This window comes from Polyangium jinanense (assembly GCF_028435365.1).
The window spans coordinates 172,723-197,305 of sequence record NZ_JAGTJJ010000001.1; the positions used below are offsets into that span (position 1 = coordinate 172,723).

Consider the following 24,583-nt stretch of genomic DNA (forward strand, 5'->3'; position numbering starts at 1 on the left):
CGCCATGATGGAAAAGCCAATTCGGGTCCTCATCGTCGACGATTCGGCCTTCGCCCGCAAAGTCTTGCGGGAGGTCCTGGGCAAGCAGCCGGGCATCGAGGTGGTCGATATCGCGCGGGACGGCCTCGACGCGCTCGAGAAGATCGCCGAGCTTCACCCCGACGTCGTCGTGCTCGATCTGGTGATGCCGCACCTCGACGGCATTGGCGTATTACGTGCGCTCCCGACAACCGGCGCGCCCGCGGTCGTGGCGGTCAGCATTTCGGACGCGCAAAGCGAGCTCGGCAAGAAAGCGCTCGCGTATGGGGCGGTCGACCTCGTCCAGAAGCCCACCTCGCTCGCGACGGATCGGCTGTACGAGTTATCGAACGAACTCGTGGGTCGTGTCCTTGCAGCGGCCAAACACCAGCGATGCGCGGCATCGGACATCGAAACGCCGGCCGTGCAGCCGCGATTGCATCAGACGAGCCTCGTCGTCGTCGGGGCCTCGACGGGCGGCCCGCAAGCGCTCACGCGCCTGTTCACCTCGCTGCCGCGCGATTTTCCGGTGCCCGTCGTCGCGGCCCTGCACATCCCGCCGGGGTATACCGATGCGCTCGCGCGGCGGATGGACCAGGCGAGCGCGGTCTCGGTCAAGGAGGCTGCGGACGACCAGGAGCTTTCCCCCGGCCTCGTGGTTCTCGCGCGTGGAGGCACGCACATTAGGGTCGAGCGACGGGCGGGCCGCTCCTATGCGCGCATCGAGGAAGGCCACGTCGAGGCTTTGCACCGCCCCTCGGTGGATCTCCTGTTCCGGAGCGCGGCCGAGGGATTCGGCGCCGGCGCGCTGGGCGTCGTGCTGACGGGAATGGGCGACGACGGCCTCGCGGGAGCGCGTGCCATCCACGCGGCGGGCGGGAGGCTCCTCGTCGAGTCGGAATCGTCGTGCATCGTGTATGGTATGCCGCGGTGTGTTCGTGAAGCGGGTCTCGCCTGCGGGGAAGCGACGATCGACAAGATGGGCGAGCTCCTCGTGCGGCACGTCGCCTAACCCGCCCCGCCCGCCATTCGCTCGTACAGCGCGTGATAAAGCCCATTCCCCAGGGCCCGCCGCACCGCCGCCTTCGCCCCGCCGAGCACACGAGCCCGGAGGAGCCACGCCGGCGACGCGCTCGCGAGGGCCTCGAATTCGCGCGGTGACGTGCCCTGACGAACCGCGATCCGGCTGAGCACCACGCCCTCGGGCAAACGCCCCGACCTGTGCGCGCCGACGCGCGAAGAATGGAACACCCGGTAGCCCAGCAGAATCCCTGCCTCCACGTCACGCGGCCGAAATCGACCGCCGGGGAACGAGATTTGCTCCACGGCGCGGCCCACGTGATCCTCGATCGTCGCTTTGGAATCGTGAAGCTCCGCGCGCGCCTCCCCCTCCGGCAGATCGTCGAGAAATCGATGCGTCCGCCCGTGAGAGCCGATCGACATGCCGAGATCCGCCATCTCGCGCACATCGAACCAATCGCAAAACCCCGGACGTTTTACGATGAAATCGGACGTGACGAAAAACGCCGCCCGGAGCCCCCGCTGCAAGAGGCGCGGCAACGCGTGCCGGTGGCTGCTCACGTGGCCGTCGTCGAACGTGAGCACGATACGATCACTCGTATGGATCCCCCTCGGCAGTGCGGCAGGATCCGCCACCGGGAGCCCCTTTCGCGCGAGGATGTCGAGCTGCTCCTCGAACGCGTCCACAGAGACGGCATACGGCCGATCCGCCGGGTCGATCGCCAAAAACTCCCGTTCGCCCTCGTAGAGCGCGTGATACATCAGGACGACGAGTCGGCTCATGTCTTCTCCCACCGCGCGTCGATGCGGCCTTCGAGGTAGTTGCGCAGCGCCAGCACCGAGGCCCGGTTCAATTCGACGAACACCTCCGCGAAGCTCACGAGCCGGCTCCGGCGCAGCGTCGGGATGGCCGCGCCCGCGAAGGACAGCATGTAAAACGCGCCCTGCAGCGTCGCCGCCGCCTGGTAAAACGTCCCGGGGGCCAGCACGGACGACACGTACATCACACCGAGCGCATAAGGCACGAGCAGCCGGAACCATTTGTGCGAGACGAACTGTACCCAGAGCGGGTTCTGCCACGGCACGAACAACCAGCGGTGCCGCACGAACGACTGGAAATTGCCGGTGAGCGTGCGAATCTTCCGTTTTCGCTCCCCGGCCACGTCCTCCTGCAGCTCGTCGTACATCACGGCCTGCGGCTCGAAGACCACGCGGCGGCCGCGGCGCGCGAGGTGCATCGGTTGCTCGAAATCGTCGAGCAGCGTGCCCGGTTCCAGGGGCGTGTAGTCCTCGCGCCGGATCGCATACAACGCGCCGGTGACGCCCACCGTCGAGGCGAAGCGGCTCTCCGCCTTGCGGATCCATTTCTCGTATCGCCAGTAAAGCCCGATGTGCGCCGCGGCCCGCGTCCTCGGATCGACATGCACGAGCTCTCCGCTCACGGCCCCGACGCCGGGCTGCAGCAAGCGGGTCACGAGGTGCCGCAAAGCCCGCGGCTCGATCTGCTGGCGAACGTCCGCGAACACGACGATCGGGGTTTCCACGTGGGCCATCGCCACATTCAGCGCGTACGCCTTGCCCCGCCGCTCCGAATACCGCAGGAGCGTCACGTCGGGCTCGCGCCCGAGGATGGCCTCCGTCGCGTCCGTCGACCCATCCGAGACGAAAAGAAAATGCAGACGATCGGGCGGATAATCGAGCGCGCGGAGGTTTGCGAGCTTGGCCTTGATCCGCGCCGCCTCGTCATGGACCGCGATCACCACGGTGACGGCGGGCCATTCGCCCACGACGTCCGGATCGACGAGATCCTCGCGTCGAAATCGGGAAAGCGCCCAGATCCCGAGCGGATATCCGACGTAGGTGTACGCCACGAACGCAAATGCCAGCCAGAATAAGAAATCCATGGCCCGCGCCCCCGATCCGCACGTATCTCTAGCGTCCCGCGTAGGCAGGCGCACCTCGCTTTGAAGTCCAAATATCTGCTCAGCGAAGCTCGACGAGATCGCCGTCCGAAGGAGCGACCTCGACGATCCGCGCGCCCTCGGCGCCGCGTACCTCCACCTTCGTAACGGATTCACAGGCCCCGTCCGTGCACCGGCCGAGCGCGCATTTTCCCTGCTTGCACGGCCCCGCGCCCTTCGATGGGATCGTGATCCACAAAGGCGAGACGCCGAGCTTCTTGCCCCCGACGAATACATCCAATCCCGGCGGATCCGTCCGCAGCTCGATCACTGTTTTTCCGGCCGTGACATTGGGCCTCGGCCCCTTCGCCTTTACGAGCTCCGGCGGGGGCGGAGGTGGCGCGGGGATCGGCGGCGGCTCAGGAAGGACGGGCGGCGCGACGACCTCGATCCGGGACTCCGGGACGGGGGGCGGCGGCGGCGCCGTTTGTCCGAGGAGGTTTGCCCCGACGAGCGCGGCCGGCACCGAGACGCCCCCGAGCACGGCGCCGCCCACCCGCCACGGCGAGACGGGATACCGAGGCGCATGCACCCGCCGGTCCGTCCCGAAAACCCAGAACGTTCGCGTTTCCTTGCCCCAGCGATAACGCGCCTCGTACACAGGCACCGCGCGCACGACGAGCCGCTGACCGTGGAGTTTTTCGTTTTCCGGAAACACGTGCGAGGCAATAAGCGCGTTCGCCGCCACCTCGACGTCCGCGTTCACCCTCGTAAAGGCTCCGCGATACGGACCGGCCCCGCCCTCCCCGCCGCGCCCCGGCTCGATGCGAGCCTCTTCCTCGCTGTGGATCACGTCCCCGCCGGCGAGCCCCACGAGCTCGTCCGGCAGATCCGTCTTCTCGATTTGCCGCGAATTCGTGCGCGTCGACCAGCACACGTGCACACGCCGGAAATGACAGAGCCGTCCGAGCCCCGCGCAGGGGCCGCACGTAACCTTCCCGCTGCCGCCGCACGTCGCGCACGTCACGCGCCCGCTGCCCCAGCACCCCGAGCAGGTCGACGTGTACGTCTCGGTCCGCGTCGACGTATTGCCCTGCGCATCCGTCTCCGTGGTGGTGCGCGTCTCCGTGGTCCGGCCGTCGCCGCCGCAGTGCGAGCAGATCACGCGCCCGCCGCCGCTGCACGTGCTGCACGTGACGCGGCCGGCGCCGGTGCATCGATAGCACGTGCGCACCTCGTCGGTGTGCGGCACGCGCACGATGACGCGGTGCTCCTGCGTGAAAAGCGGCGGCATTTGAAGGAGGATCTCCCAGGGCCCCGGCGCCCGCCCGTTCGCGGGACCGTCGACGGGTCCGCCGGCGTACGGCTCGTGTGTCTCCTCCGGGACGCGCGTCTCCGTGTACGATTGAAACACCACGTCGAATGCGCCGCTGCGCTCGAACGAGGTCACGTCGAGCCGCGCCGCGAGCCCACGCCGCCCCCATGTCGTGGTGCGAACGTGTTGCTCCAGAAAGAGGCGCGCGTCTTCGAGCGTGAGCGCGCCGGGGGACGTGGGCGAGGTCGCGGCGGGAGCGTCGTTCATCGGACTCCGGGAGCCGAGTCTACCCGAGCCGCCTTGGCAACGCACCGACATCGCTGTAACGTCGACGCGCGCGCAAACGATGGCTTTCTGGATCCGGCAAGACCAATTCGACGTGCTGGAACGCGACGTCGGCATCGCGGAGCTCCAGCGGGACGTGATCCGCCGGCTCGGCGAACGCTCGCCCGGCTGCTTCGCCATCGTGCCGGAGCGCGCGATCGCCGCGGTGACGCGGCTCGGCGTGGAGCGCGCCGCGCGCCGTGGGCTCACCCGCGTGGGGCCGGTGCGGCTCTTCGTCGAGACGATGATCCTTTTTGGCTCTGCCTTCGACGACGACCCGCTCTTTCCCTGGGCCGAAGCCGTGCTCGCCGAGGCGCACCCGACGCAAGCCCAGAAGGCCGATCGCCTGCACGACGCCATGATGGAGTACCTCCGCGCCGTGCCCGGAATCGGCCAGGAGCGCACGCTCGCGGCGATGCGACGGTTCGAGCCGATCGCCACGCGCGCGCTCTCCATGGACGTCGCGCCCGAGGCGATGCGCGCGGTGATCCTGCAGGAGACGCGCGCGCTTTTCCCCGAGCGGCTCGACTACCTCGGGCCCGAAGGCGAGGCCAAGGCCGCCGACCAGTGGGCCTCGCTCGCGCAAGCCCACGGATGTCGCGGCGGCGCGGCCGTCGTCTACGCGCTCCTCGCATGCCTGCTCGGGCACGGCTTCGCGACCGATCCGCTCTTTGCCTGGGCGGACACGTTGCTCCGCGGGGGCGACATGCAGGCGATCGTGAGCGAGGCAGGGCTTTATTGCGAGCGGATCCTCCGCTTCATGCACAAGGAGTGATTGCGATGGGATTTCCGGGCGGAGGCACACCGGAGAAGGCCTCGTCGAGCGGAGAAGCGGACTCGAAGCAGGTCTCGTCGCCGGACGAGGGCAGCGCGGTCAAGCCGTGCCCCTGCGATCCGGAAAAGACGATGAGCCCGCAGATGAAGGCCGACATCGCCGCGGTCAACGCGAAGCTCGACACGGCCATCACGAACAACCAGAACAACTACGATTCGAAGGTCGCGTCCTACAAGAAGAAGGGCTGGCCGACCGAGGGCGATCCGAACCTCGAGAACATCAAGCGGCGCGGCGAGGAGCTCAAGCAACGCAAGAAGGAGCTGAACGACAAGATCAACGAGTGCGCCTGCCACGGCGACGGTCTCATGAACCTGGCGAACGTCGTGTACAACGAGGCGGGCTCGCACAGCATGAACGCGAAGACGGCCGTGGCCTACGCGTACATGAACCGCACGAAGGGCGTCCCACGCGCGCCGAACAATGCCGCCGAGATCTCGCATTACAAATCGATCGGGACGCGCGCCCAGGGCATGAACGACAGCAACGCCGGGCTCTTCGCGAAACAGATGACGGAGTCGATCGAGGCCGCCTGCCGCAGGCTCCGCGACAAGGATCCGGCGAAGAACGATCCGACGAACGGCTCGACGCACTGGGTGAGCCCCGACGCGCTGCCGAGCTCGGCCAACGGCTGCAGGAACGGCTACTTCGCGAACGAAGGTCGCTGCTTCCCCACCTGGACGGACAAACGCTGGGAGCCCGGCGTCAAGGAGACACTCGCCGAGGGCGTGCGCCGCGGCGAGTTCGTCTTCTACAACGGCGTCCGGTACTGAAATTCAAACGATGAGGCGGTCAAGCCACGCCGCGAGCTTTTCCTCGTCCGCCGGCTGGCTGCGATAGCCGACGTAACCGTCGGGTCGCACCATGTAAATGCACTCGGAGCGCGCTCCGAAGCGCCGGTGCAATTCGCCGTCCGGATCGAGCAGGACGGGCACGGCCGCGGGCAAGGCCGTGGGGACCTCGGACCCGGGGACGATGACATACGCACGCACGCGCTCGCCGAGCCGCGCACGCGCCGCGTTCACGACGCGCCCGAGCCGCTCGTAGCCCTCGTTCGTCGCGGCCGCGCCGTCGAAGCAAAGCAGCGTGTGCTCCGTGCCGCGAAGGAGGTTGTGCAGCGTGTCGCTTCCGACCGGCATGTCCGGCACACGCGCCCCCGGCGCGGGGCCGTCGCCGAAATGGATCCAGTCCGACAAACCCGGGCGCTCGTCCGCGCCGGTGACGCGGATGTTCCACAAGGACGATTGATCCTGCCCAACGATCGGGCTCTTCGGATAGGCGACCTCGATCTGCGACACGGTCCGCCCCGCGCGCTCTTTCACGAAGCCGAGGCTCGTCACGAAGTTCATGAGGTGGTTCCGGATCCCGATCGTGAGCGGACTCTTCAGCGCCAGCGCCGTCTGAAGCCCGCGCGTGCTCACGTCCGTGAAGCGCAACGTCTCCGCGGCGACGGGGCGCCGCTCGGCCTCGTACGAATCGAGAAGCGCGTCCTTCGCCACGCCGCGCGCCACGAGCGCGAGCTTCCAGGCGAGGTTGTACGCGTCCTGGATCCCCATGTTCATCCCCTGCCCGCCCGCCGGGCTGTGAATATGCGCCGCGTCACCGGCGAGGAACACGCGGCCGACGCGGTAATGCGGGACGATGCGGCAATGAATGCGGAAATCGATCATCCACGCGGGATCCCCGAGGGACGAACCCGCGGGGCCGCGCTCCTTCAGCAGCGCCTGAAACGACGAAAGCTCGACGGGGCGATCATCGTCGGGGTCGACGAACGTGAGCATGCGATACCGCCCCTCGCCCGGCAGCGGGAAGAAGCCGAGCATGCCGTTCGGGCCGAGAAAAATCGCGATCTCGTCCTCGTGCACCGCGACCGGGAGATCGACGCGGACGTCGGCCTGCATGATGCGCACGTCGTACGTCGAGCCCTCGAACGGCAGATCGAGCGTCTTGCGGACCGTGCTGTGCGAGCCGTCGCAGCCGAGCAGATACGGCACGCGCACCTCCTCGACCCACCCGTCCTCCGCGGCGAGCGCGGCCGTCACGCCGCCCTCGTCCTGCGAAAAACCCTGGAGCTTGACCTTGCGCTCGACCTTGATGCCGTGCACGCGTTCGAGGTGCTCGGCGAGCACGAGCTCGGTCTCGCGCTGCGACAGGCTCAGCAAATAGGGATACGGCGAGTCGATTCCGCCGATCTCGACCCGCGCGATACGCTCGAGCGCGGGCGTCATGACGCGCGCGCCCGCGACCTGCCGGCCGCGCTCGAGGATGGGGTCGACCACGCCCATGTCGTGAAAACATTCGAGGGTGCGAGCGTGGATGATTTGCGCTTTCGACCAGATCGAAGGGCCTTCGCCCTGGTCGATGATCCGGCACGCGAGACCGTGCCGCGAGAGCTCCGCCGCCATCACGAGCCCCACCGGGCCCGCCCCCACCACGAGCGCATCCAACGCCATCGCCGCTCCCTCCGTTCGCCGCGCCGAACGCCGCGGCCCTCCGGCATCATACTAGGAAATCGGCCTCTTCGAGGGGTAGGATTCACACGATGCAGGAACGGAAGGACTTCGGGGATGCCCTCGTGAAGGCCGCGCGCGCGCCGATCCAGGCCGCGAACGCGCGCCTCGGCGAGGGGGCGATCGGCGAGGGGATCGCCGCGCTCTCGAAGGCCGATCTGCTCGCCGGCCTGCGGCAGGGCATCGAGAACGCCGCGGCGGTCTTCAAGCTCCGAAACGTCGACGTCGAAGCGCTGCTGCCGTGGGATGCGCTCTTGCCCACGCTCGATCGCCTGGAGGCCGCCCAGATCGCCGCGCTGCGCGCCGTGCAACAGCACATGGCCACGGTGGGCGGGCCGCTCTCGGGCCCCACGCGAGGAGCGCCCTTCGACGCGCGAAAGCAGACCGGCGCCGAGGCGCTCTTCAAGGTCGCGAAGCGGTTCGCGGCCGATCCGAGGGTCTGCGGGCCCATCGAGCTCTTCGGCACGGAGGTCTCCGGGTGGGAGACGCTCGTCTCGCAGTGCGGCGATCGGCTCGAATCGAGCCCGCTGCACACGCGGTATGCGCGGCGGAAAATCCTCGTCCGCTCGGCGCTCGTGATCGTCATCCTCGGATCGTTCTCGGTCGCGGGGCGATCGGCCTACAAGACGAAGCAAATCGAGCACGCGCGCGCCCGCGTCGACGCCGCGCTTCGCGCCGAGGATCCGTGCGCGGTCGAGAAGCTCGCGCCCGAGGACATCACGCTCGCGACGCCGGAGCAGGTCACGGGCGAGAAATCGCGCCTCGAAGCCTGCGCGTCTGGGCGGGCCCGCGCTCGGTACGTCGCGGCTTGCGAGACGCTCGCGAAGAACTTCGATGCGGGCAAGCTCTCGGCGGACGATCTCGCGGTCGCCAAGGAGGCGGCGCCGCGCCTCGAACGCGCGCAGAAGCGCGAGCTCGGCGTCGAGGATCTGCTCGCGACGCCGAAGGACATGCCTTGCCAGGACAGCCCGTCGAAGGACCGGTTCTTCGGGACATACGCGGCGGCGGCGGCGGATTCGAAGAAGGTGTGGACCGAGGCGACACGCGTCTCCGACGACCTGCGCGACGCGCTCCGCGGCAAGGACGTTTCCACGAAGCCGTACCGGGACGAACTCACCCGGCGCGCCGAGCCAGCGGCGGCAAAGGCGATCCTGAGCGGAAAACCCGAGGACATGGAGCTCGGCCAGAAGCTCTGCGACTTCGCGGCGTCGTTCGGGATCGAGCGCGGGAAAAAATGCACGGGGCTCGCGGCGGTCCTGGCGAAGAAGCGGTGAGAGAGAGGCTTGCCTTGAACCTCGAACGATTCTGCCTGGCCCATCCGGGCGCTTTCTTGATTCCGGCCGAACACCTCGACGAGGGCTCCGTCTCGGCCGACGTGCGGACGCTGCTCCGCGAGGGGCGTGGTTTGTCGGAGGAGCAGATCGCTCTGTTCGAGCGCGGCTACCGGCTCTACCGCGAGCGCGCGGCCTCGCTGCACGCCCGCGCGCCGGGATCGTGGCTGCCGCCGCGCAAGGCGAACGTCCTCTTCATCACGGATCCCTCGCGCGTCCGGCCGTACAGCGCGCCTTTCCTCGGCGTCACGTGGACCCTGTACGCGTCGGACCTCGATCCCGCGCGCTCGCACGAGGAGTTCGTCTGTTATCAGATCTTCCACGTCGAGCGCCTCGCCTTCCTCAAGGCCCTGCGCGCGGCCGTCTGCTTCAATCTGAGTTACTTCCTCACGCGGACCGAGGACGAACTGCACGATTTCTCCCGCGCCGCCTCGCGCTCGACGCGGCCCGACGCTCCGGCCTTCGTGGCCCTCGCCCGCGCGCTGCACTGGATCCGGACGCTTTATCACCTCCCGCTGCGCGAGCCGCCCGCCGAAACGAGTGAGCCGCTCGGCCACGTCGACGGCGCGGATCTTTTGATCCCCAAGGGAACACGTCCGGACCTGCTCGCCCTCTTCGGCGCGTTCGACGCCGCGGCGCGCGAGATGGAAACGGCATTCCTCGCGGCGCAGGCACCTCGGGCAGCAGGACAAGAGGCGGTCGATTCCGTGTGCGTTTTCCTTTCGGAGGAGCGCCCGGACGTCCTCGTCGTGGAGCCGCCCGACCGTGTGGTGTATCGGCCGGAGGACGGGACAAACCTCGAGGAAGTCCGCAAAGCGCTCGCGCCCCTCGCCTCCGTGCGCGCGGCCGAGGGCTTGCGCGAGGATCTCCGGCTCGCGAGCGACAAGAGCCGCGCCGTGCTCGCGACGCTCCGGGATCCCGACGTGCTGTTTCGGACGAGCGCGGAGGTGGATCTCGAAGGCGGCGTGTACGTGCGGGCAGATCTGCGCCGCATCGTGTACGAGCTGCGCCAGCCCGGTTTCGATCCACTCCGCGAGGAAGGGCCGCCGTACCATCGGCAGCTCCTCGCGGCCCGCGTGGTCCACGAATGGGGCCACCTCGTGCACGAGGCCGGCCTCGTGCGTATCCCCGAGGCGCGAATGCCCGAATACGCCGAGGCCCTCGCGGCGCTCGAAACGAGCTGGGACGTGCTCGTCGCCGCCATGCCCGCGCGCCTCGAAGACGACGTGAAAAGCGAACTCGACGAGCTCGGCGCCGATCCTTCCCACCCCGGGCGCGCGCTCGCCCGGGTCATGCTCACGCGGATCGCCGATTACGCATCCAACGTGTTTTTCCGGAGCTACCTTCAGAGCGAGGAGCTCGAATCGTACGTCCGGACGAACGTGCGCCACCACCTGAACGAGGACCTCGGCCCGCTCGCGCAGCTCGCCAGGCACGCGGTGGAGGTGCAGTACCTCGGGCTCGCGTCGTTCCGGGACCCGATCCGTTACTTCCTGGATACGTCTTACTTCGAGGCGTACTTCGTCCGGACCGGGGTGTTTTCCGAAGAGCATGTGCGGGCGCTCTTCGCGGCGACGGCGCGGCTCTGCGCCTGCTACGAGCTCGACCACGCGGCGTTCGTCGACATGCCTTGATCCTCGGGCTGGCTGTCGCTCGCGAAAATGCAAATCGCATTCGCAAAGATAGGAGATCCAGACACGCCGTGATTTGGCTAGGGGTCGCGCATGCGCGCGTCCTCCCTTTCATCGATCGGAATCTTGTACCTCCTCGGCGCCACGGCGTGCGGAGAGCGGGGCGGTGCCCCCGAGGAGCGCCCTCGCGACGTGGAGGCGCGCCCGAGCCCCGCGACGGCCGAGATGCCGATCGCGCTCCGTGCAGCGGCCATCGCAGCGCGGCAGGCCGAGGCGGGGGAGGCGTATCGTTTCGCCCGGGCAGAGCCGAGGCGACCGTTCCGCGCGGACAATCCGGCGCAAGGGTTCGTCGCCGAAATGGATGCGGCATCCGTTCGGATCGAGCGCTCGACGGGCGGCGGTGAGGCATTTCAGGTCTCCATGGCCTTCGCGGGTTTCGGCTGCGAAGGCGACCTCCGCGCACCGGCTCCCGCCGAGCCCACGGCCACGGGCAACCGCACGGAATACCGGCGCGGGAACGTGACGGAATGGTACGTGAACGGCCCGCTCGGGATCGAGCAGGGCTTCGACGTCGCGAAGGCGCCGGGCTGCAAGGGCGGACTCTCGTTCGAGATGGCCGTGTCGGGCGGGCTCGCGGCGACGATCGCGAAAGGCGGCGAGGCGATCGATCTCGTCGATGACGAAGGCCTCGCGCGGCTTCGGTACGGCGAGCTGTACGTCGCCGACGCGACGGGCAAACCCGTGCCGTCTTCGCTCGGCGTGCGCGGCGGGCGCATCACGATCCATGTCGACGACGCGGGCGCCGCGTATCCGCTCCACGTCGATCCGCTCGTCGCCATTCCGCGCTTCCGGCTCGTCGCCTCCGATGCGCAGGCGTCGGACTATTTCGGCAGCGGCGTGGCGATCGACGGCGACACCGCCCTCATCGGCGCCGACGGGGACAGTTATGCCGGCGGCACGGACGCCGGATCGGCTTACGTGTTCATCCGCAATGGCCTCACGTGGACCCAGCAGGCGAAGCTCGTCGTGCCGGGCGCGGCCCAGAACGACTTCGTCGGCTCGTCTGTCGCGCTCGACGGCGACACGGCGCTCGTCGGGGCCCGGGGCGACGATACCGCGGCCGGCGCGGACGCGGGCGCGGCCTACGTCTTCGTCCGCAATGGCACGTCATGGTCGCTCCAGGCGCAGCTCGTCGCGTCCGACGCGGCGACGGGCGACGGGTTCGGCCTGTCGGTCGCGCTCGACGGCGACACGGCCGTCGTCGGCGCCGATCTCGACGACACCGCGACCGGCGTGGATTCGGGCTCGGCCTACGTCTTCGTCCGGAGCGGCACCACGTGGACGCAGCAGGCCCAGCTCCTGCCGAGCAGCGGGGTCGCGGGCGGGGTGTTCGGCCGGTCCGTCGCGGTCGAGGCCGACACGGCGCTCGTCGGCTCGCCGCACGGGACCGCGGCGGGCCGGGTGTACGCCTATGTCCGGACCGGCGCCACGTGGACGCAACAAGCCTCGATGGGCCCGTCGGACGGCGCGTCGGACGACCGGTTCGGCAGCGCGGTCGCCTTGAGCGGCGACGCGGCGCTCATCGGCTGCCCCTACGACAACGCGGCGTTCGGGCTCGACGTCGGAGCGGCGTACGTGTTCACGCGAAGCGTGAATACGTGGACCCAGCAAGCCAAGCTCGTGGCGGGCAACGCCGTGGAGAACATGATCTTCGGCAACGCCGTCGCAATCCGCGGCGACCGGGCCGTCGTCGGCGCGTACCGCGCCGCGCCCCTGGGCAACACGGCCGTCGGCGCCGCGTACGTGTTCGTGCGCAGCGGCAATACCTGGTCGCAGCTCACGCAGATCGACGGGCCGAACGGCCTCGGGTTGTTCGGGTACAGCGTCTCGATGAGCGGCAATCACTTCCTCGTCGGGGCGGTCACCGAGTCTTTCGACGCGAAGGGGGACGCGGGCGCGGCGTATGTGTTCGAGCTCTTCGAAGCGCTCCCGAACGGCGCGGCCTGCAATGTCGCGGAGGAGTGCACGAGCGGCTTCTGCATCGACGGCGTGTGCTGCAACAGCGCCTGCGGCTCCGGCGTCTCGACCGATTGCCAGGCGTGCAGCGTGGCCCAGGGCGCCGCGATGAACGGCACGTGTGGCCCTGCGGTGAGCGGAACCGTGTGCCGCGCGGCGAACGGCGGCTGTGACGTCGCGGAGACGTGCAATGGCTCCTCGACGAGCTGCCCGTCCAACAAATACATGGCCGCCGGAACGATCTGCCGCGGCGCGGCGGGCGCCTGCGACGTGACGGAGATGTGCCCCGGGAACAGTGCGGCCTGCCCCGCCGACGTGATCGCCCCGGCGGGGACGTCGTGCCGCCCGTCCGAGGGCGCCTGCGACGAGGCCGAGTTCTGCACGGGGTCCGGCGTGGTTTGTCCCGACGACGTCTTCAAGCCGGCCGGCACGACCTGCCGCGCCCAGGCGGGCGTCTGCGACGTGGCCGAGAGCTGTACCGGCGACGCGGCGGCTTGCCCGACGGACGCGCTCAAGCCGGCCGGCACGAGCTGCCGCGCCGCCGCGGGCGCCTGCGACGTGGCCGAGAGCTGCACCGGGAGCAGCGTCGCCTGCCCTGCCAATACGTACCTCCCGTCGGGCACCACCTGCCGCGCGCCTGTGGGCGCCTGTGACGTGGCCGAAGTTTGTCCCGGCAACGCAGCCGTTTGCCCGGGCGACACGTTCGTCGCCGCCGGGACCACCTGCCGCGCGTCGGTGGGCGCCTGCGACGTGGCCGAGGTTTGCCCCGGCAATACAGCCGCATGCCCCAGCGACGTCCTCGTACCCGCTGGCACGACGTGCCGCGCGGCGGCGGGGGTCTGCGACATCGCCGAGGCGTGTACGGGCGCGAGCGGCGCGTGTCCAGGCGACGTCCTCCAGGGTCCCATGGTGGTGTGCCGACCCGCGGCCGGCCCTTGTGACGTCGCGGAATCGTGTGACGGCGCGAATGTCGCCTGTCCGCTCGATTTCGTGGCCGACGTCATGACGGTCTGCCGCCCTGCGGCCGGGCCCTGTGACGTGCCAGAGAAATGCGACGGGGTCGGCAAGGGCTGCACGGCGGACGTGATCGCCGACACGACGGTCACGTGCAGGCCGGCGGCGGATGTGTGTGACGTGCCGGAGAAATGCACGGGCGTGTCGACCACGTGCCCGCTCGACATGACGTTCCCTGACGGGACGGCGTGCAACAACGGGGTTTGCCTCGAAGGCGAATGCACGGACGGCACCGGAGGCGCGGGCGGCAATGGTGGCACAGGCGGTAGCGGCGGCGCAGGAGGCAGCGGCGGCGCAGGTGGCGGCGGTGGCGCGGGCGGTATGGGTGGCACAGGCGGCAGTGGCGGCGCTGGCGGTAGCGGCGGCGCTGGCGGTAGCGGCGGCGCTGGCGGTAGCGGCGGCGCTGGCGGCACCGGCGGCGCTGGCGGTAGCGGCGGCGCGGGCGGTAGCGGTGGCGCGGGCGGCACCGGCGGCGCGGGCGGCACCGGCGGCTCCGATACCGTCGATCCCGCAGCAGACGACGCCTGCGGCTGCCGCATGGTCGGCGCACCTCCCACGCCCACGCCTCTCGCCCTGCTCTCGCTCCTCCTCACCGCGGCAGCGCGTCCCTTCCGGCGACGCCGCTCCCGGTCCTAACGAATCCGCTCCCGCAGATCCGGCCGCGTCCGCGGATCCTTGAAGGTCACGTTGCTTGTCGAATACGCGGTCGACACGCCGCCGAGAACGCTCGAAACGGGCAAGAGCAGGACGAGCCCGGTGAAACCCACCACCGAGAGCGCGGTCTGCGTGCCCTTCTCCTCGGCGAACGGCGTACCGATGGCGCCCGTCAGCATGAGGGCGCCGCCCGCGATGATTGTCGCGAGAAAAGGCTGTTGCACCGCAGCGAGAGCGGCGCGTCGGACTCGATGTGCACGAAGGCCTCGGCCGTTGGCGTGGGGCGCGGATCGGGCGCGTCTTCCCCGCGAACGATTGGGCTCCCGAGGAGAAACGCGAAGCCGAGGAGGAGGGAGGGCAAACGCATGGAGGCCCGGAGGCCTCCATTCTACATGGCGGCGAAAGAGTCAGTCGATCGAAGGCTTCACGCCGAGCTCTTGCAGGACGTTGTCCGCCCCCTCGACGTCCATCACCCAGAGCACGTACCGCAGGTCGACGTGGATCGTCCGCGTGATTTCCGGCAGGAAGATCACGTCCGAAGCCATCGCCTCGTAATTGCCGTCGAACGCGAGGCCCACGAGCTCGCCCTTTCCATTCAGCGTCGGCGAACCGGAGTTGCCGCCCGTGATGTCGAGGTCGCTCAGGAAATCCACCGGCACCTCGCCGAGCGCCGCGTCCGCGTAGGGCCCGAACTTCTTCGCCTTCGCCGCCGCGAGCAGCTTCGCGGGCGCCTCGAACGGATCCTTGCCCGTGTGCTTCTCGACCATCTGCGACACGGTCGTGAACGGCGTATAGACCGGCGCGTCCTTCGTCGGGCGATAGCCACGCACGCTGCCGTACGTCACGCGCAACGTACCGTTCGCGTCGGGCGCGATCTGCTGGCCCATCATCTTCTGCAGCGCCTCGAAATACTTCGGCCGGAGCAGCGCCATCGCGCCGTCGAACGATTTGCCCCGATCCTCGGAGGCCTTGTACACGGGGCGCAGGGCCACCGCGAGCTTGATGAGCGGGTCCTTGCTCTTCTTCAAATCGTCGAGCTTTGCCGTTTTGAGCAGCTCGAGCCGCGCCTTCTCGTCCTCGAGCTTCGTCCCCTCGTAAAGGCCCTTCACCGCCTTCTCGATCGACGCCGCGTCGAGCTTCTTGCCCGCGATCGTCGCGACGAACGCCGGCCGCTCCTTCTCGGGCAGCTTCGCGATCCGCTCGAGGGCGAGCTTCAACATCGCCTGGTCGATCACCCGGTCATACGAGACCGCGAGGCGCGCCATCTTTTGCTCGTGTCGCTTCCAGGTGCGCTCCTGGTACTCCGGATCGCGATCGGCGTCGGCCTTCGGGCGCTCCTCCGCCATCCGCACGATCGCCGTCGCCGCCTGGAACAGGCTCGCGCTCATCATCACGTCGCCGAGCGCCATGTCCTCCTCGCGCGTCTTCTTCCGCTCCGCGACGAGCGCCTCGATCTTGGCGATCACGTCGCCATAAGCGGCCTTGCGCTCCGCATCCCCGGAAATCCACGACGCGAGCTCGGCGTCCTTCTTCGCGCGCTCCGCGGCCACGCCGCCCTTGCCGAGGCCCTCGGCCAGGCCCTTGATCTTCGTGAGCGCGTTCGAGATACCGCGCAGGAAGGGGTTCGCCTTGATCGCGATCTCCTCCTTTTGCTTGCTCACGGCCTCGAGCACCTTCACGCCCTCCTCGAAGGCCGCGATGCGGCGCGGATATCCCCATTCGAGCGCCTCTTTGATCTCGAACGAGGTGCGCAGCCGGTTCGTCGTGCCGGGATACCCCGCGACCATCACGAAGTCGTTCGGGGCGAGCGGCTTCTGCGCAAGGCGCAGGTAGTGCGCCGGCTTGTAGGGGACGTTCGTCTCCGCGTGATCCGCGGGCTTCTGATCCTTGCCCACGTAGGCGCGCAGGAACGAGAAGTCGCCGCCGTGACGGGGCCAGCGCCAGTTGTCGATCTCGCCGCCGAAGTTGCCGACGCCCTCCGGCGGGGCATACACGAGGCGCACGTCACGGATCTCGAGCTGCTCGACGAGCAGGTACTGCGCGCCGCCGAAGTACGCCTTCAGCGAGCAACGCACCTCGGGCCGATCCTTCTCACACGCCGCGACGAGGCTCTTCTCGCGCGCCTCGAGCTGATCGCTGCGCGCCCGATCATTCGGCAGCTTGTCGAGGCCGTCGCGGACCTCCTTCGTGACGTCCTTGAACGAGCGGGTCACGAAGATGCGGTTCGTGGGCCCGGCCCACTTCTCGTCGGCGCGCGTCTTCGCGAGGTAACCGTCGTTCGCCACGTTCTGCTTCGGCGTCGCGTTGTACTGCAGGATGCCGGTCACGCAGTGGTGGTTCGTGACGATGAGGCCATCGGGCGACACGAACGAAGCCGAGCAGCCGCCGAGGCTCACGACCGCGGCGAGCGGCGGCTGCATCGGATCGGTGAACGCCTTCGGATCGAGCTCGAGGCCCGCGCCCTTGAGCTTCGCTTCATGCTCGGCGAGCTGCGAGGGCACCCACATGCCACCGGGATTCTCGAAAGGCTTGCGCTCCGGTCCCTTCACCTCCGCCGCCTTCGTGCCCTCCTTCTGCCCTTCCTTTGCGCCGTCGGTCGACGACGAGGACGAGGCCGATTCAGCCGGAGGCGGGGGCTCGGCGCCGCAGCCGAGGCCGAGGCCGAGGGTGGAAACGAGCAGCGCCAGTGCAGAAAAAGAGTTCGTCGGGCGAGGCATGGCGAGCCCTGTAGCACCTTTCTTCTGTTGACGCAGTCCCGCGCAGGCGGCGATCCTCTCGGACCATGCGCACCCTGACAGCGATCCTTGCTTCCTCGTTTCTCCTTGTCGCGCTCCCCTTCGTCGGCTGTTCGGGAGGCGACTCCAATAACAATACTTCCGCGGCGAGCAACTTCTCCGGCGGCGGCGGCGGAGTCCAGAGCAACGGCTGCAACAACAACCAGCCGGATGGTTTCTGCAACTACCACGGCCAGAACCCCGAGACCTGCGCGTGCCCCGACTGCGTCGATCAGGCCGCGTGCGTCGGAACCTGCCAGGACAACGACACCTGCGACAACGGGGAGATGGGGACCGAAGATTGCACGTGCAACGATTGTTACTTCAAGGTCGCCAGTTGTCCCCCGGCAAACGTCGGCTGTGAAGACGACGGCGCGTGCTTGATCAACGAGGACTGCACCTGCGCCGATTGCACGAATACCGACCGGTGCACGACGAACTGCACGAACAACGGCTCGTGCGTCGAGTACCTCGAAGGTTGCTCCTGCAACGATTGCAAGCCGCTCGAGAAGTGCGGCGGCAGCGGCGCCACGTCGAGCACGAGCGCATCGTCGAGCACCGCAGCGAGCACCGCTGCCTCCACGGGCTCGGGCGGCGCCGGCGGGGCCGGCGGCGCGGGTGGAGCCGGTGGGGCCGGTGGAGCCGCGGGCGCCGGTGGGGCCGGCGGCGCGGGCGGCGCCGGCGGGGCCTGATTTCGCCAAAATCGAGAATACGCACGCAACCTTGCGTGATGTATCGAGCGTCGCGGACATGCCTTCGCGTTATGCTGCGAGGGGAAAAGTCCATTCCTTTTCCAAAATGGCCCCGAGGTAGGGAAGTAGGGCCTAGATTCCCACCATTCCAGCGGCGGCGGTCCTCGTGTAGAAGAGAGCTTCCGTTACGTATGACTTTCCAGACTCGTCCCGACGAGGCTGGAACCACCTACGAGGCCGCTCATGCCGCGAACGCGAAGACGACTCGGAAAGCATCTTGGCTCCATTGGTCTGGTGTCCCTGGCCGCGATCGGCGCGCTGGGGTTCACCGGCTGCATCGCTGGGGAGGACGATGGTCCGTGCGTTTCGGACCAGATGTTCTTCGCCGAGCAGGTCTGGGCTCCGATCCTTTCGAACAACTGCATCGCCTGCCATACCTCGAACGGGGTCGCGAAGGACTCGAGCCTCGTGCTTCGAGGCAGCAGCGAAGCAGGCTTTCTCGACACGAACTACGAGATCATGAAGAACGCTGCCGCCCTCCAGCAGGACGGCATGTCGCAACTGCTCGCCATGCCCACCGGCGGCACCGCCTCCCGCAAGCATCCGGGTGGCGTGGTCATCCAGCCGGGCAGCGACGAGTTCAAGGCGCTCGAGGAGCTCGTGAACCGCTTCAACGAGCCCTCGTCCTGCGAGACGAACCTCTCGGCGACGTTCACGGGCGTGCAGCTCGCGACGCCCGCCGAGACGCTGCGCAAGGCGTCGCTCTCCCTGGTCGGCCGACTGCCCACCGTGGAAGAGGAAGATGCCATCGAGGCCGGCGGCATCCGCGCGCTCGATCCGATCCTCGACAACATGATGACCGAGGAGACGTTCTACACGCGCCTGAAGGAGATCTACAACGACCAGTTCCTCACGGATCGCTACCTGGGGAACGAGGACGCGGTGCAGCTCCTCAACGACATCGATTATTACAACCCCTACTGGTACGACCAGTTCTTCGACGGCGCGAACGCCGAGCCGAAGGCGATGGAAGACGCCATCGGCAAATACGGCGCCTGGAACGCCGACGACCTCTACAACAAGCTGCGTTCCTGGACGAACCGCGGCGTGGCGCGCGAGCCGCTCGAGCTCGTGGCCCACGTGGTGCGCGAGAACCGGCCGTTCAGCGAAGTCCTGACGGCGAACTACATCATGGTGAACCCCTTCTCCGCGAAGGCGTTCATGCTCGGCGACGACCTGCCCTTCAAGAACGACGCCGACCCGAACGAGTTCATCGAGGCGCAGATCCCGAGCCTGCCGCACGCCGGCGTGCTCACGTCGCCGATGTTCCTGAACCGTTTCCCGACGACGGAGACGAACCGGAACCGGGCGCGCGCGCGCATGGTCTACCAGTTCTTCCTCGGCACCGACATCCTGAAGACCGGCCAGCAGCCGCTCGATCAGACGCTCATCACCGAGGTCAACCCGACCCTCAACGCGGCCGCTTGCCAGCAATGCCACGTGGAGATCGATCCGGTCGCCGGCGCGTTCCGGCACTGGAACGGGCGCGCGGCGTACGACCCGATGACGCCTCCGCTCGACGACATGCGTCCGCCGGGCTTCAAGGGCGAAAAGACGCCGTACGAGCAACTGCCGCAAGGCCTGCAGTGGCTCGCCCCGCGCGTCGCCGCTGACCCGCGCTTCGCCCTCTCGGCCGTGTACATTGTCTTCGAGGGCCTCACGGGGCAGAAGCCGCTCGTGGCGCCGCAAGATCGCAAGGCGAGCGACTTCTCGACCGAGTTCCAGGCCTACCTCGCCGAGTACACGGAGTTCAGCAAGATCGCGCGCGAGTTCGAGGCTTCGGGCTACGACCTCAAGGTCGTCGTGAAGCAGATCATCCACTCGCCCTACTTCCGCGCGAAGAACAGCGGCTCGCTCGACGCGGCCGGCAAGGCGCGGCTCGGCGAGGTCGGCATGGGCCGCCTCATCACGCCCGAGCAGCTCCACCGGAAGATCCAGGCCGTCCTCGGCTATCCGTGGCGTCCCCGCGCGTACGAGGACAACGGCGGCACGTACGACTACCTGCTCCGCGGCGATGCCTACCGCATGCTTTACGGCGGCATCGACTCGGCCGACGTGGTCAAGCGCGTCATCAGCCCGAACGGCATCATGGCGAACATCGGCGAGCGCATGGGGAACGAGATGTCCTGCATCGCGGTCCCGCGCGACATGTGGAAGCCGACGGAGGAGCGCACGCTCTTCCCGTACGTCGAGACGAGCTTCGAGCCGGAAGACAAGAATGGCTTCGCGGTCGAGCCCGCCGTCGCGGCCATCAAGAAGAACATCCAGTACCTCCACAAGCACATCCTCGGCGAGACGCTGCCCGACGGGCATCCCGAGATCGAGCGCACCTACAAGCTCTTCCTCGATACGTATCGCGAGGGCGTGAAGGGCATGAGCGACGCGTCGCAGCCCGAGGGCAAGTACTCGACGTGGCTGGCCGGGCCGTGCCGCGTGGAGAACGATTACTGGACGCGTACGCCGCTGCCTGAAGAGGATCGCCTGCGCGAGGATCCGAATTACGTCATCCGTTCGTGGATGACGGTCGTGACGTACATGCTGTCCGACTACCACTTCCTTTACGAGTGAGAGGCGAGCCCCCATGGACCGAAGAGATTTCCTCAAGATTGCATCGACGGCGGGGCTCGGCGTTGCCGCGAGCACCATTCCTTTCACCAGCGACGCCGGAGCTGCGCCCTATACGGGCAAGTTCTGGATCATGATCCACGCCGGCGGCGGCTGGGACGTCACGAGCCACTGCGACCCGAAGGGTTCGAAGGGGCCGGATGATGCCGATCCGATGAACCACTACCTCGCGGACGCGATCGGGACGGCGGTCGGGAGCAAGAGCAAGCTCCCGATGCGATACGCCCCGGATCCGGACGGCGCGAACAAGGCGTTCTTCGACAAGTACGTGAATGACCTGATGGTCCTGAACGGCGTCGATACGTCGACGAACAGCCACGACGTCGGCACGCGCGTGACGTGGGCGGGCACCTTGGCCGAAAACAAGGCCTCGTTCGCGGCGCTCACGGCCGCCGTCGCGGGCGGCTCGCTGCCAATGGCGTACATCTCGTACGGCGGTTACGACACGACGGCCGGCACCGTGGCGGTGACCCGGGTGGGCAACATCGACGCGATCCGTCGCATCGCCTACCCGAACATCATCGACCCGATGTACGACGAGAACAAGACGCCGTACTACACGGAGGAAACGGAGGCGCGTATTGCCGAGACGCGCTCTGCTCGCCACATGGCATACGCCGAGAAGCAGAACCTGCCGCGCATCCAGCAGTCGATGGGTATGCTGTTCACGGCGCGCTCGGGGCAAAACGAGCTCAAGAAGCTGACGGAGTACCTGCCCGCGCAGCTCGAGAACTCGAACCTCCGTCGTCAGGCGCAAATCGCGCTCGCCGCCTACCGCGCCGGCATTTGCGTCAGCGCGAACCTGGGCATCGGCGGGTTCGATACGCACGGCAACAACGACGACCAGCAGTTCGGTCGGCTGGCCGAGCTCTGGGACGGCATCGATTACCTCGTCGAAGAGGCGAAGGCGACGGGCGTCTGGGGCAACATGGTGATCGTCGTCGGGTCCGATTTCGGCCGGACGCCGGGGTACAACTCCGGCAATGGCAAGGACCACTGGTCGATCACCAGCATGCTGCTGATGGGCGCGGGTATCCCGGGCAACACGGTCATCGGCAAGACGACCGAGCGTCACAACCCGATGAACATCGACCCGAACACGCTCGAGCCGGTCGAGGGCGGCGGCGTCCGCCTGAAGCCCGGCCACGTGCACCGCGCGTTGCGCAGGCTCGCGGGGATCGATCAGAACGAGGTCGCGGCGCGCTTCCCGATCAAGGAGAAGGAAGAGCTGCCGCTGTTCGGCTGATCGTCGCCAGGGCGAATCGCTGAAATGAAGAAGGCCCCCTCGGTTCGTCCGAGGGGGCTTTTTTTGCGTCGACAGGCCGTTGGTTCGTGCTGCTCGCGCTTGCCGCATGGTTGCGACGACGGGCGCGATGCGCGTCGGGTTCGGCGTGACCACTGCCGTCGGATGCCGACGAAAGCACGAGGGGACGAAGTCGTTCATCGAATGTCGACCGCGCGCGTGCGCTTTCGGCTATAAGCGCGCTCCGATGATGCACTCCTCTTCATTTTCATGAACGTGACGACGTTGCGTGTGGTTGGGCGGGTTGGCTACTGGGCGCTCGTCTTCGGGGCGATGCTCGGCTCGACGGGGTGCGAGATCATCGCCCGAGTCGATCGCAGCCAGATCGACAACGGCCAGGGCGGCGTGAACGCGGTGTGCGGCGACGGTACCCTCGCCGCGCCGGAGACGTGCGACGACGGCAACGAGGCGAGCGGCGATGGCTGCTCCAGCGACTGCGCGGTCGAGAGCGGCTGGACCTGCTCCGAGCAGCCCAGCACGTGCACGAACGTCGACGACTGCACCCCGAACCCCTGCCAGAACGGCGGCACGTGCACCGACGGCGTCGACGGATACACCTGCCAGTGCGCGCCCGGCTTCACCGGGACCAACTGCGAGACCAACGTCGACGGCTGCACCCCGAACCCCTGCCAGAACGGCGGCACGTGCACCGACAGCGTCGACGGCTACACGTGCCAGTGTGCCCCCGGATTCACCGGGACCAACTGCGATATCAACATCGACGACTGCGCCCCCGACCCGTGCCAGAACGGCGGCACGTGCACCGACGGCATCAATGGCTACACGTGCCAATGCGCGCCCGGATTCGGCGGGACGAACTGCGAGACCAACGTCGACGACTGCGCCCCGAACCCCTGCCAGAACGGCGGGACGTGCACCGACGGCATCAATGGCTACACGTGCCAATGCGCGCCGACCTACGAGGGGACCCAATGCGAGGCCTGCGCCGGCACCCTCGCAGACTGCAATGGACTCACGTCCGACGGCTGCGAGACGAACCTCCAGAGCAACGCCGACCACTGCAACGCGTGCAACCTCGCGTGCTCGACGGGCGACATCTGCTCGAACGGCGCCTGCCAGGCTCCGCCCTCCGGCCAGGTCCCCGGCACACCAATCAGCGTCCCGGCCACGCACACCCCGCTGGCTCCGGCGGTCGCCGACGTAAACGGCGACGGCAAGCTCGACATCCTGGTGGCCAACGCCGAATCGGGCTCGACGATGAGCCCCTCCGGCTCGGTCTCCGTTTTCTACGGCAACGGCGACGCAACCGTCCAGGCAGAGGTCAATTATGCGGGCGCCACGCTCTCCAGCAACGCGGTGGTGGCGGCCGACGTGGACGGCGACGGGTGGCTCGACGCCGTCACCGTCGACGGCCAGACCAACCTGCCCGCCACCAACGGGAACATCAGCGTCTACCGCAACCTTGGCGCAAGCGCGCCCGGGACCTTCGGCGCGCTGACGAGCTTCACCACCGGCGCCCCAGGCTCGGTCCACCTCTGCGCGGGCGACTTCGACGGCAATGGGCTGGTCGACATCGCCACCACCAGCGTGGTCACGAACCAGGTGAGCGTGATCTTCGGCACCGGCGCCGGCAGCTTCGGCGCGCCCGTGCTCATCACCATCCCGTCCACCGGCGGCGTGCAGTCGACCATCGCCTGCCGTGACCTGAACGGCGACAACCACCCCGATATCGTGGTGACGAGCCCCAGCTCCGCGCGCCTCTCGATCCTCCTCAACCAGGGCGACGGTTCGTTCGCCGCACCGGTCTCCTACACCAACGCCCTCAACGGCCAGACCGCGGGCATCGCCTTCGGCGACGCCGACGGAGACGGCAAGCTCGACATCCTCGCGAACGGCGCGGCCGGCGCATACCTCTTCTTCTTCAAAGGGAATGGCGACGGCACCGTCGCTAACGGCGTGCAGTCCGCCACGGGAGCCGGCGCAGTCGCCAACTCGGCGCTGGGGGTCGTGGCCAGTGACTTCAACGGCGACGGCAAGCTCGACGCCTACATCCTGGCCACCGCAGCCACGGGCGGCGTCCGCCCAATGACCGGCAATGGCAACGGAGGCTTCACCGCGGGCGCCCTCGTCACGACAGGCACCTCGCCCGGCCTCAACGCCATTGCCGTCGCGGACCTGGATGGCGACGGGTATGACGATCTCATCCTGACCAACAGGGGCTCCGCCACCCTCACCGTGATCCCCAACGGGCTCTGAGAGACAGCCGTCGCCCCCGCTGCCGTCGCCGGCAGAGGGGGCACGGCCCGGCGGATTCGCCCGTCGCAGCGCCGGCCATCGCATTGCAGCATGCCGTCGACGATCGGCCAGCGTCATCCGTGCAGGCCAGGCGGAGGCGGAGGCGCGGGCGCGTGCGTTACCGGGTGGGGCAGAGCGCGAGGCGGATCCGGGCGAGGCGCAGGCGGGCGTAAGACCACCGCCCGAGAACTGGACCGACGCCGAGCGCTGGTTCTGGGAGCCGTGACAGCGGCTCACGCCATGCGCACGCACCCCGGGCTTGGGAGCGAGAAGCAGAACGGAAGGCGCGATCGATGCGCGCGTTCCC

The 24,583-nt window shown here is 68.3% G+C and carries 16 protein-coding genes; 10 read left to right on the forward strand and 6 right to left on the reverse strand.

Features of this window, described 5'->3' with window-relative positions; all coding sequences use genetic code 11:
• Window positions 1-4: 4 nt before the first annotated feature.
• A complete protein-coding gene (gene cheB / locus KEG57_RS00635; RefSeq protein WP_276074407.1) occupies window positions 5-1,030 on the forward strand; it encodes a chemotaxis-specific protein-glutamate methyltransferase CheB in 1,026 nt (341 codons plus the stop codon).
• Here the strand turns inward: cheB and KEG57_RS00640 are convergent.
• The 3 genes from KEG57_RS00640 to KEG57_RS00650 all read right to left on the reverse strand — a co-directional run bounded on the left by KEG57_RS00640 (window position 1,027) and on the right by KEG57_RS00650 (window position 4,521).
• Complete coding sequence (locus KEG57_RS00640) at window positions 1,027-1,821, reverse strand: polysaccharide deacetylase family protein (RefSeq protein ID WP_272426071.1); 795 nt, start codon at window positions 1,819-1,821, stop codon at window positions 1,027-1,029. The two genes, cheB and KEG57_RS00640, sit on opposite strands and share 4 nt — an antisense overlap.
• Window positions 1,818-2,942 (reverse strand): glycosyltransferase family 2 protein, encoded by a 1,125-nt coding sequence (locus KEG57_RS00645; RefSeq protein WP_272426072.1) that lies wholly within the window; start codon window positions 2,940-2,942, stop codon window positions 1,818-1,820. The genes KEG57_RS00640 and KEG57_RS00645 overlap by 4 nt, the downstream gene beginning before the upstream one ends.
• A gap of 79 nt (window positions 2,943-3,021) precedes the next feature.
• Window positions 3,022-4,521, reverse strand: coding sequence for a hypothetical protein (locus KEG57_RS00650; protein WP_272426073.1), 1,500 nt, complete (start codon window positions 4,519-4,521; stop codon window positions 3,022-3,024).
• Between the two features lie 79 nt (window positions 4,522-4,600).
• Between KEG57_RS00650 and KEG57_RS00655 the strand changes: the two genes are divergently transcribed.
• Together KEG57_RS00655 and KEG57_RS00660 are read left to right on the forward strand one after the other, a co-directional pair.
• A complete protein-coding gene (locus KEG57_RS00655) occupies window positions 4,601-5,353 on the forward strand; it encodes a hypothetical protein (RefSeq protein WP_272426075.1) in 753 nt (250 codons plus the stop codon).
• A gap of 5 nt (window positions 5,354-5,358) precedes the next feature.
• Window positions 5,359-6,183 carry a hypothetical protein gene (locus tag KEG57_RS00660; RefSeq protein ID WP_272426076.1) on the forward strand — a complete coding sequence of 275 codons (825 nt, stop codon included), beginning with the start codon at window positions 5,359-5,361 and terminating at the stop codon, window positions 6,181-6,183.
• A gap of 3 nt (window positions 6,184-6,186) precedes the next feature.
• On the opposite strand, the gene KEG57_RS00665 is transcribed toward KEG57_RS00660, so the two are convergent.
• A complete protein-coding gene (locus tag KEG57_RS00665; RefSeq protein ID WP_272426078.1) occupies window positions 6,187-7,863 on the reverse strand; it encodes an FAD-dependent monooxygenase in 1,677 nt (558 codons plus the stop codon).
• A gap of 89 nt (window positions 7,864-7,952) precedes the next feature.
• On the opposite strand from KEG57_RS00665, the gene KEG57_RS00670 reads away from it, so the two are divergent.
• The 3 genes from KEG57_RS00670 (at window position 7,953) to KEG57_RS00680 (ending at window position 14,548) form a co-directional block, all read left to right on the forward strand.
• Window positions 7,953-9,194: a hypothetical protein gene (locus tag KEG57_RS00670; protein ID WP_272426080.1), complete on the forward strand. Its 1,242-nt coding sequence runs from the start codon at window positions 7,953-7,955 to the stop codon at window positions 9,192-9,194.
• Between the two features lie 14 nt (window positions 9,195-9,208).
• Entirely contained in the window at window positions 9,209-10,885 is a 1,677-nt protein-coding gene (locus KEG57_RS00675; RefSeq protein WP_272426081.1) for a hypothetical protein, read from the forward strand.
• A gap of 90 nt (window positions 10,886-10,975) precedes the next feature.
• Window positions 10,976-14,548 carry a hypothetical protein gene (locus KEG57_RS00680; protein ID WP_272457980.1) on the forward strand — a complete coding sequence of 1,191 codons (3,573 nt, stop codon included), beginning with the start codon at window positions 10,976-10,978 and terminating at the stop codon, window positions 14,546-14,548.
• On the opposite strand, the gene KEG57_RS00685 is transcribed toward KEG57_RS00680, so the two are convergent.
• Entirely contained in the window at window positions 14,545-14,790 is a 246-nt protein-coding gene (locus KEG57_RS00685) for a hypothetical protein (protein WP_272426085.1), read from the reverse strand. The two genes, KEG57_RS00680 and KEG57_RS00685, sit on opposite strands and share 4 nt — an antisense overlap.
• Window positions 14,791-14,973: 183 nt before the next feature.
• Window positions 14,974-17,283, reverse strand: a complete 2,310-nt coding sequence (locus tag KEG57_RS00690; RefSeq protein WP_272426087.1) for a S46 family peptidase — start codon at window positions 17,281-17,283, stop codon at window positions 14,974-14,976.
• Between the two features lie 65 nt (window positions 17,284-17,348).
• On the opposite strand from KEG57_RS00690, the gene KEG57_RS00695 reads away from it, so the two are divergent.
• The 4 genes from KEG57_RS00695 (at window position 17,349) to KEG57_RS00710 (ending at window position 24,237) form a co-directional block, all read left to right on the forward strand.
• Window positions 17,349-18,032 carry a hypothetical protein gene (locus KEG57_RS00695; RefSeq protein ID WP_272426088.1) on the forward strand — a complete coding sequence of 228 codons (684 nt, stop codon included), beginning with the start codon at window positions 17,349-17,351 and terminating at the stop codon, window positions 18,030-18,032.
• A gap of 294 nt (window positions 18,033-18,326) precedes the next feature.
• Window positions 18,327-20,660, forward strand: a complete 2,334-nt coding sequence (locus KEG57_RS00700) for a DUF1588 domain-containing protein (RefSeq protein ID WP_272426090.1) — start codon at window positions 18,327-18,329, stop codon at window positions 20,658-20,660.
• Window positions 20,661-20,673: 13 nt separating this feature from the next.
• Window positions 20,674-21,963 carry a DUF1501 domain-containing protein gene (locus KEG57_RS00705; protein WP_272426093.1) on the forward strand — a complete coding sequence of 430 codons (1,290 nt, stop codon included), beginning with the start codon at window positions 20,674-20,676 and terminating at the stop codon, window positions 21,961-21,963.
• Between the two features lie 267 nt (window positions 21,964-22,230).
• Window positions 22,231-24,237 (forward strand): FG-GAP-like repeat-containing protein, encoded by a 2,007-nt coding sequence (locus KEG57_RS00710; RefSeq protein ID WP_272426095.1) that lies wholly within the window; start codon window positions 22,231-22,233, stop codon window positions 24,235-24,237.
• The last annotated feature ends 346 nt before the right edge of the window (window positions 24,238-24,583 follow it).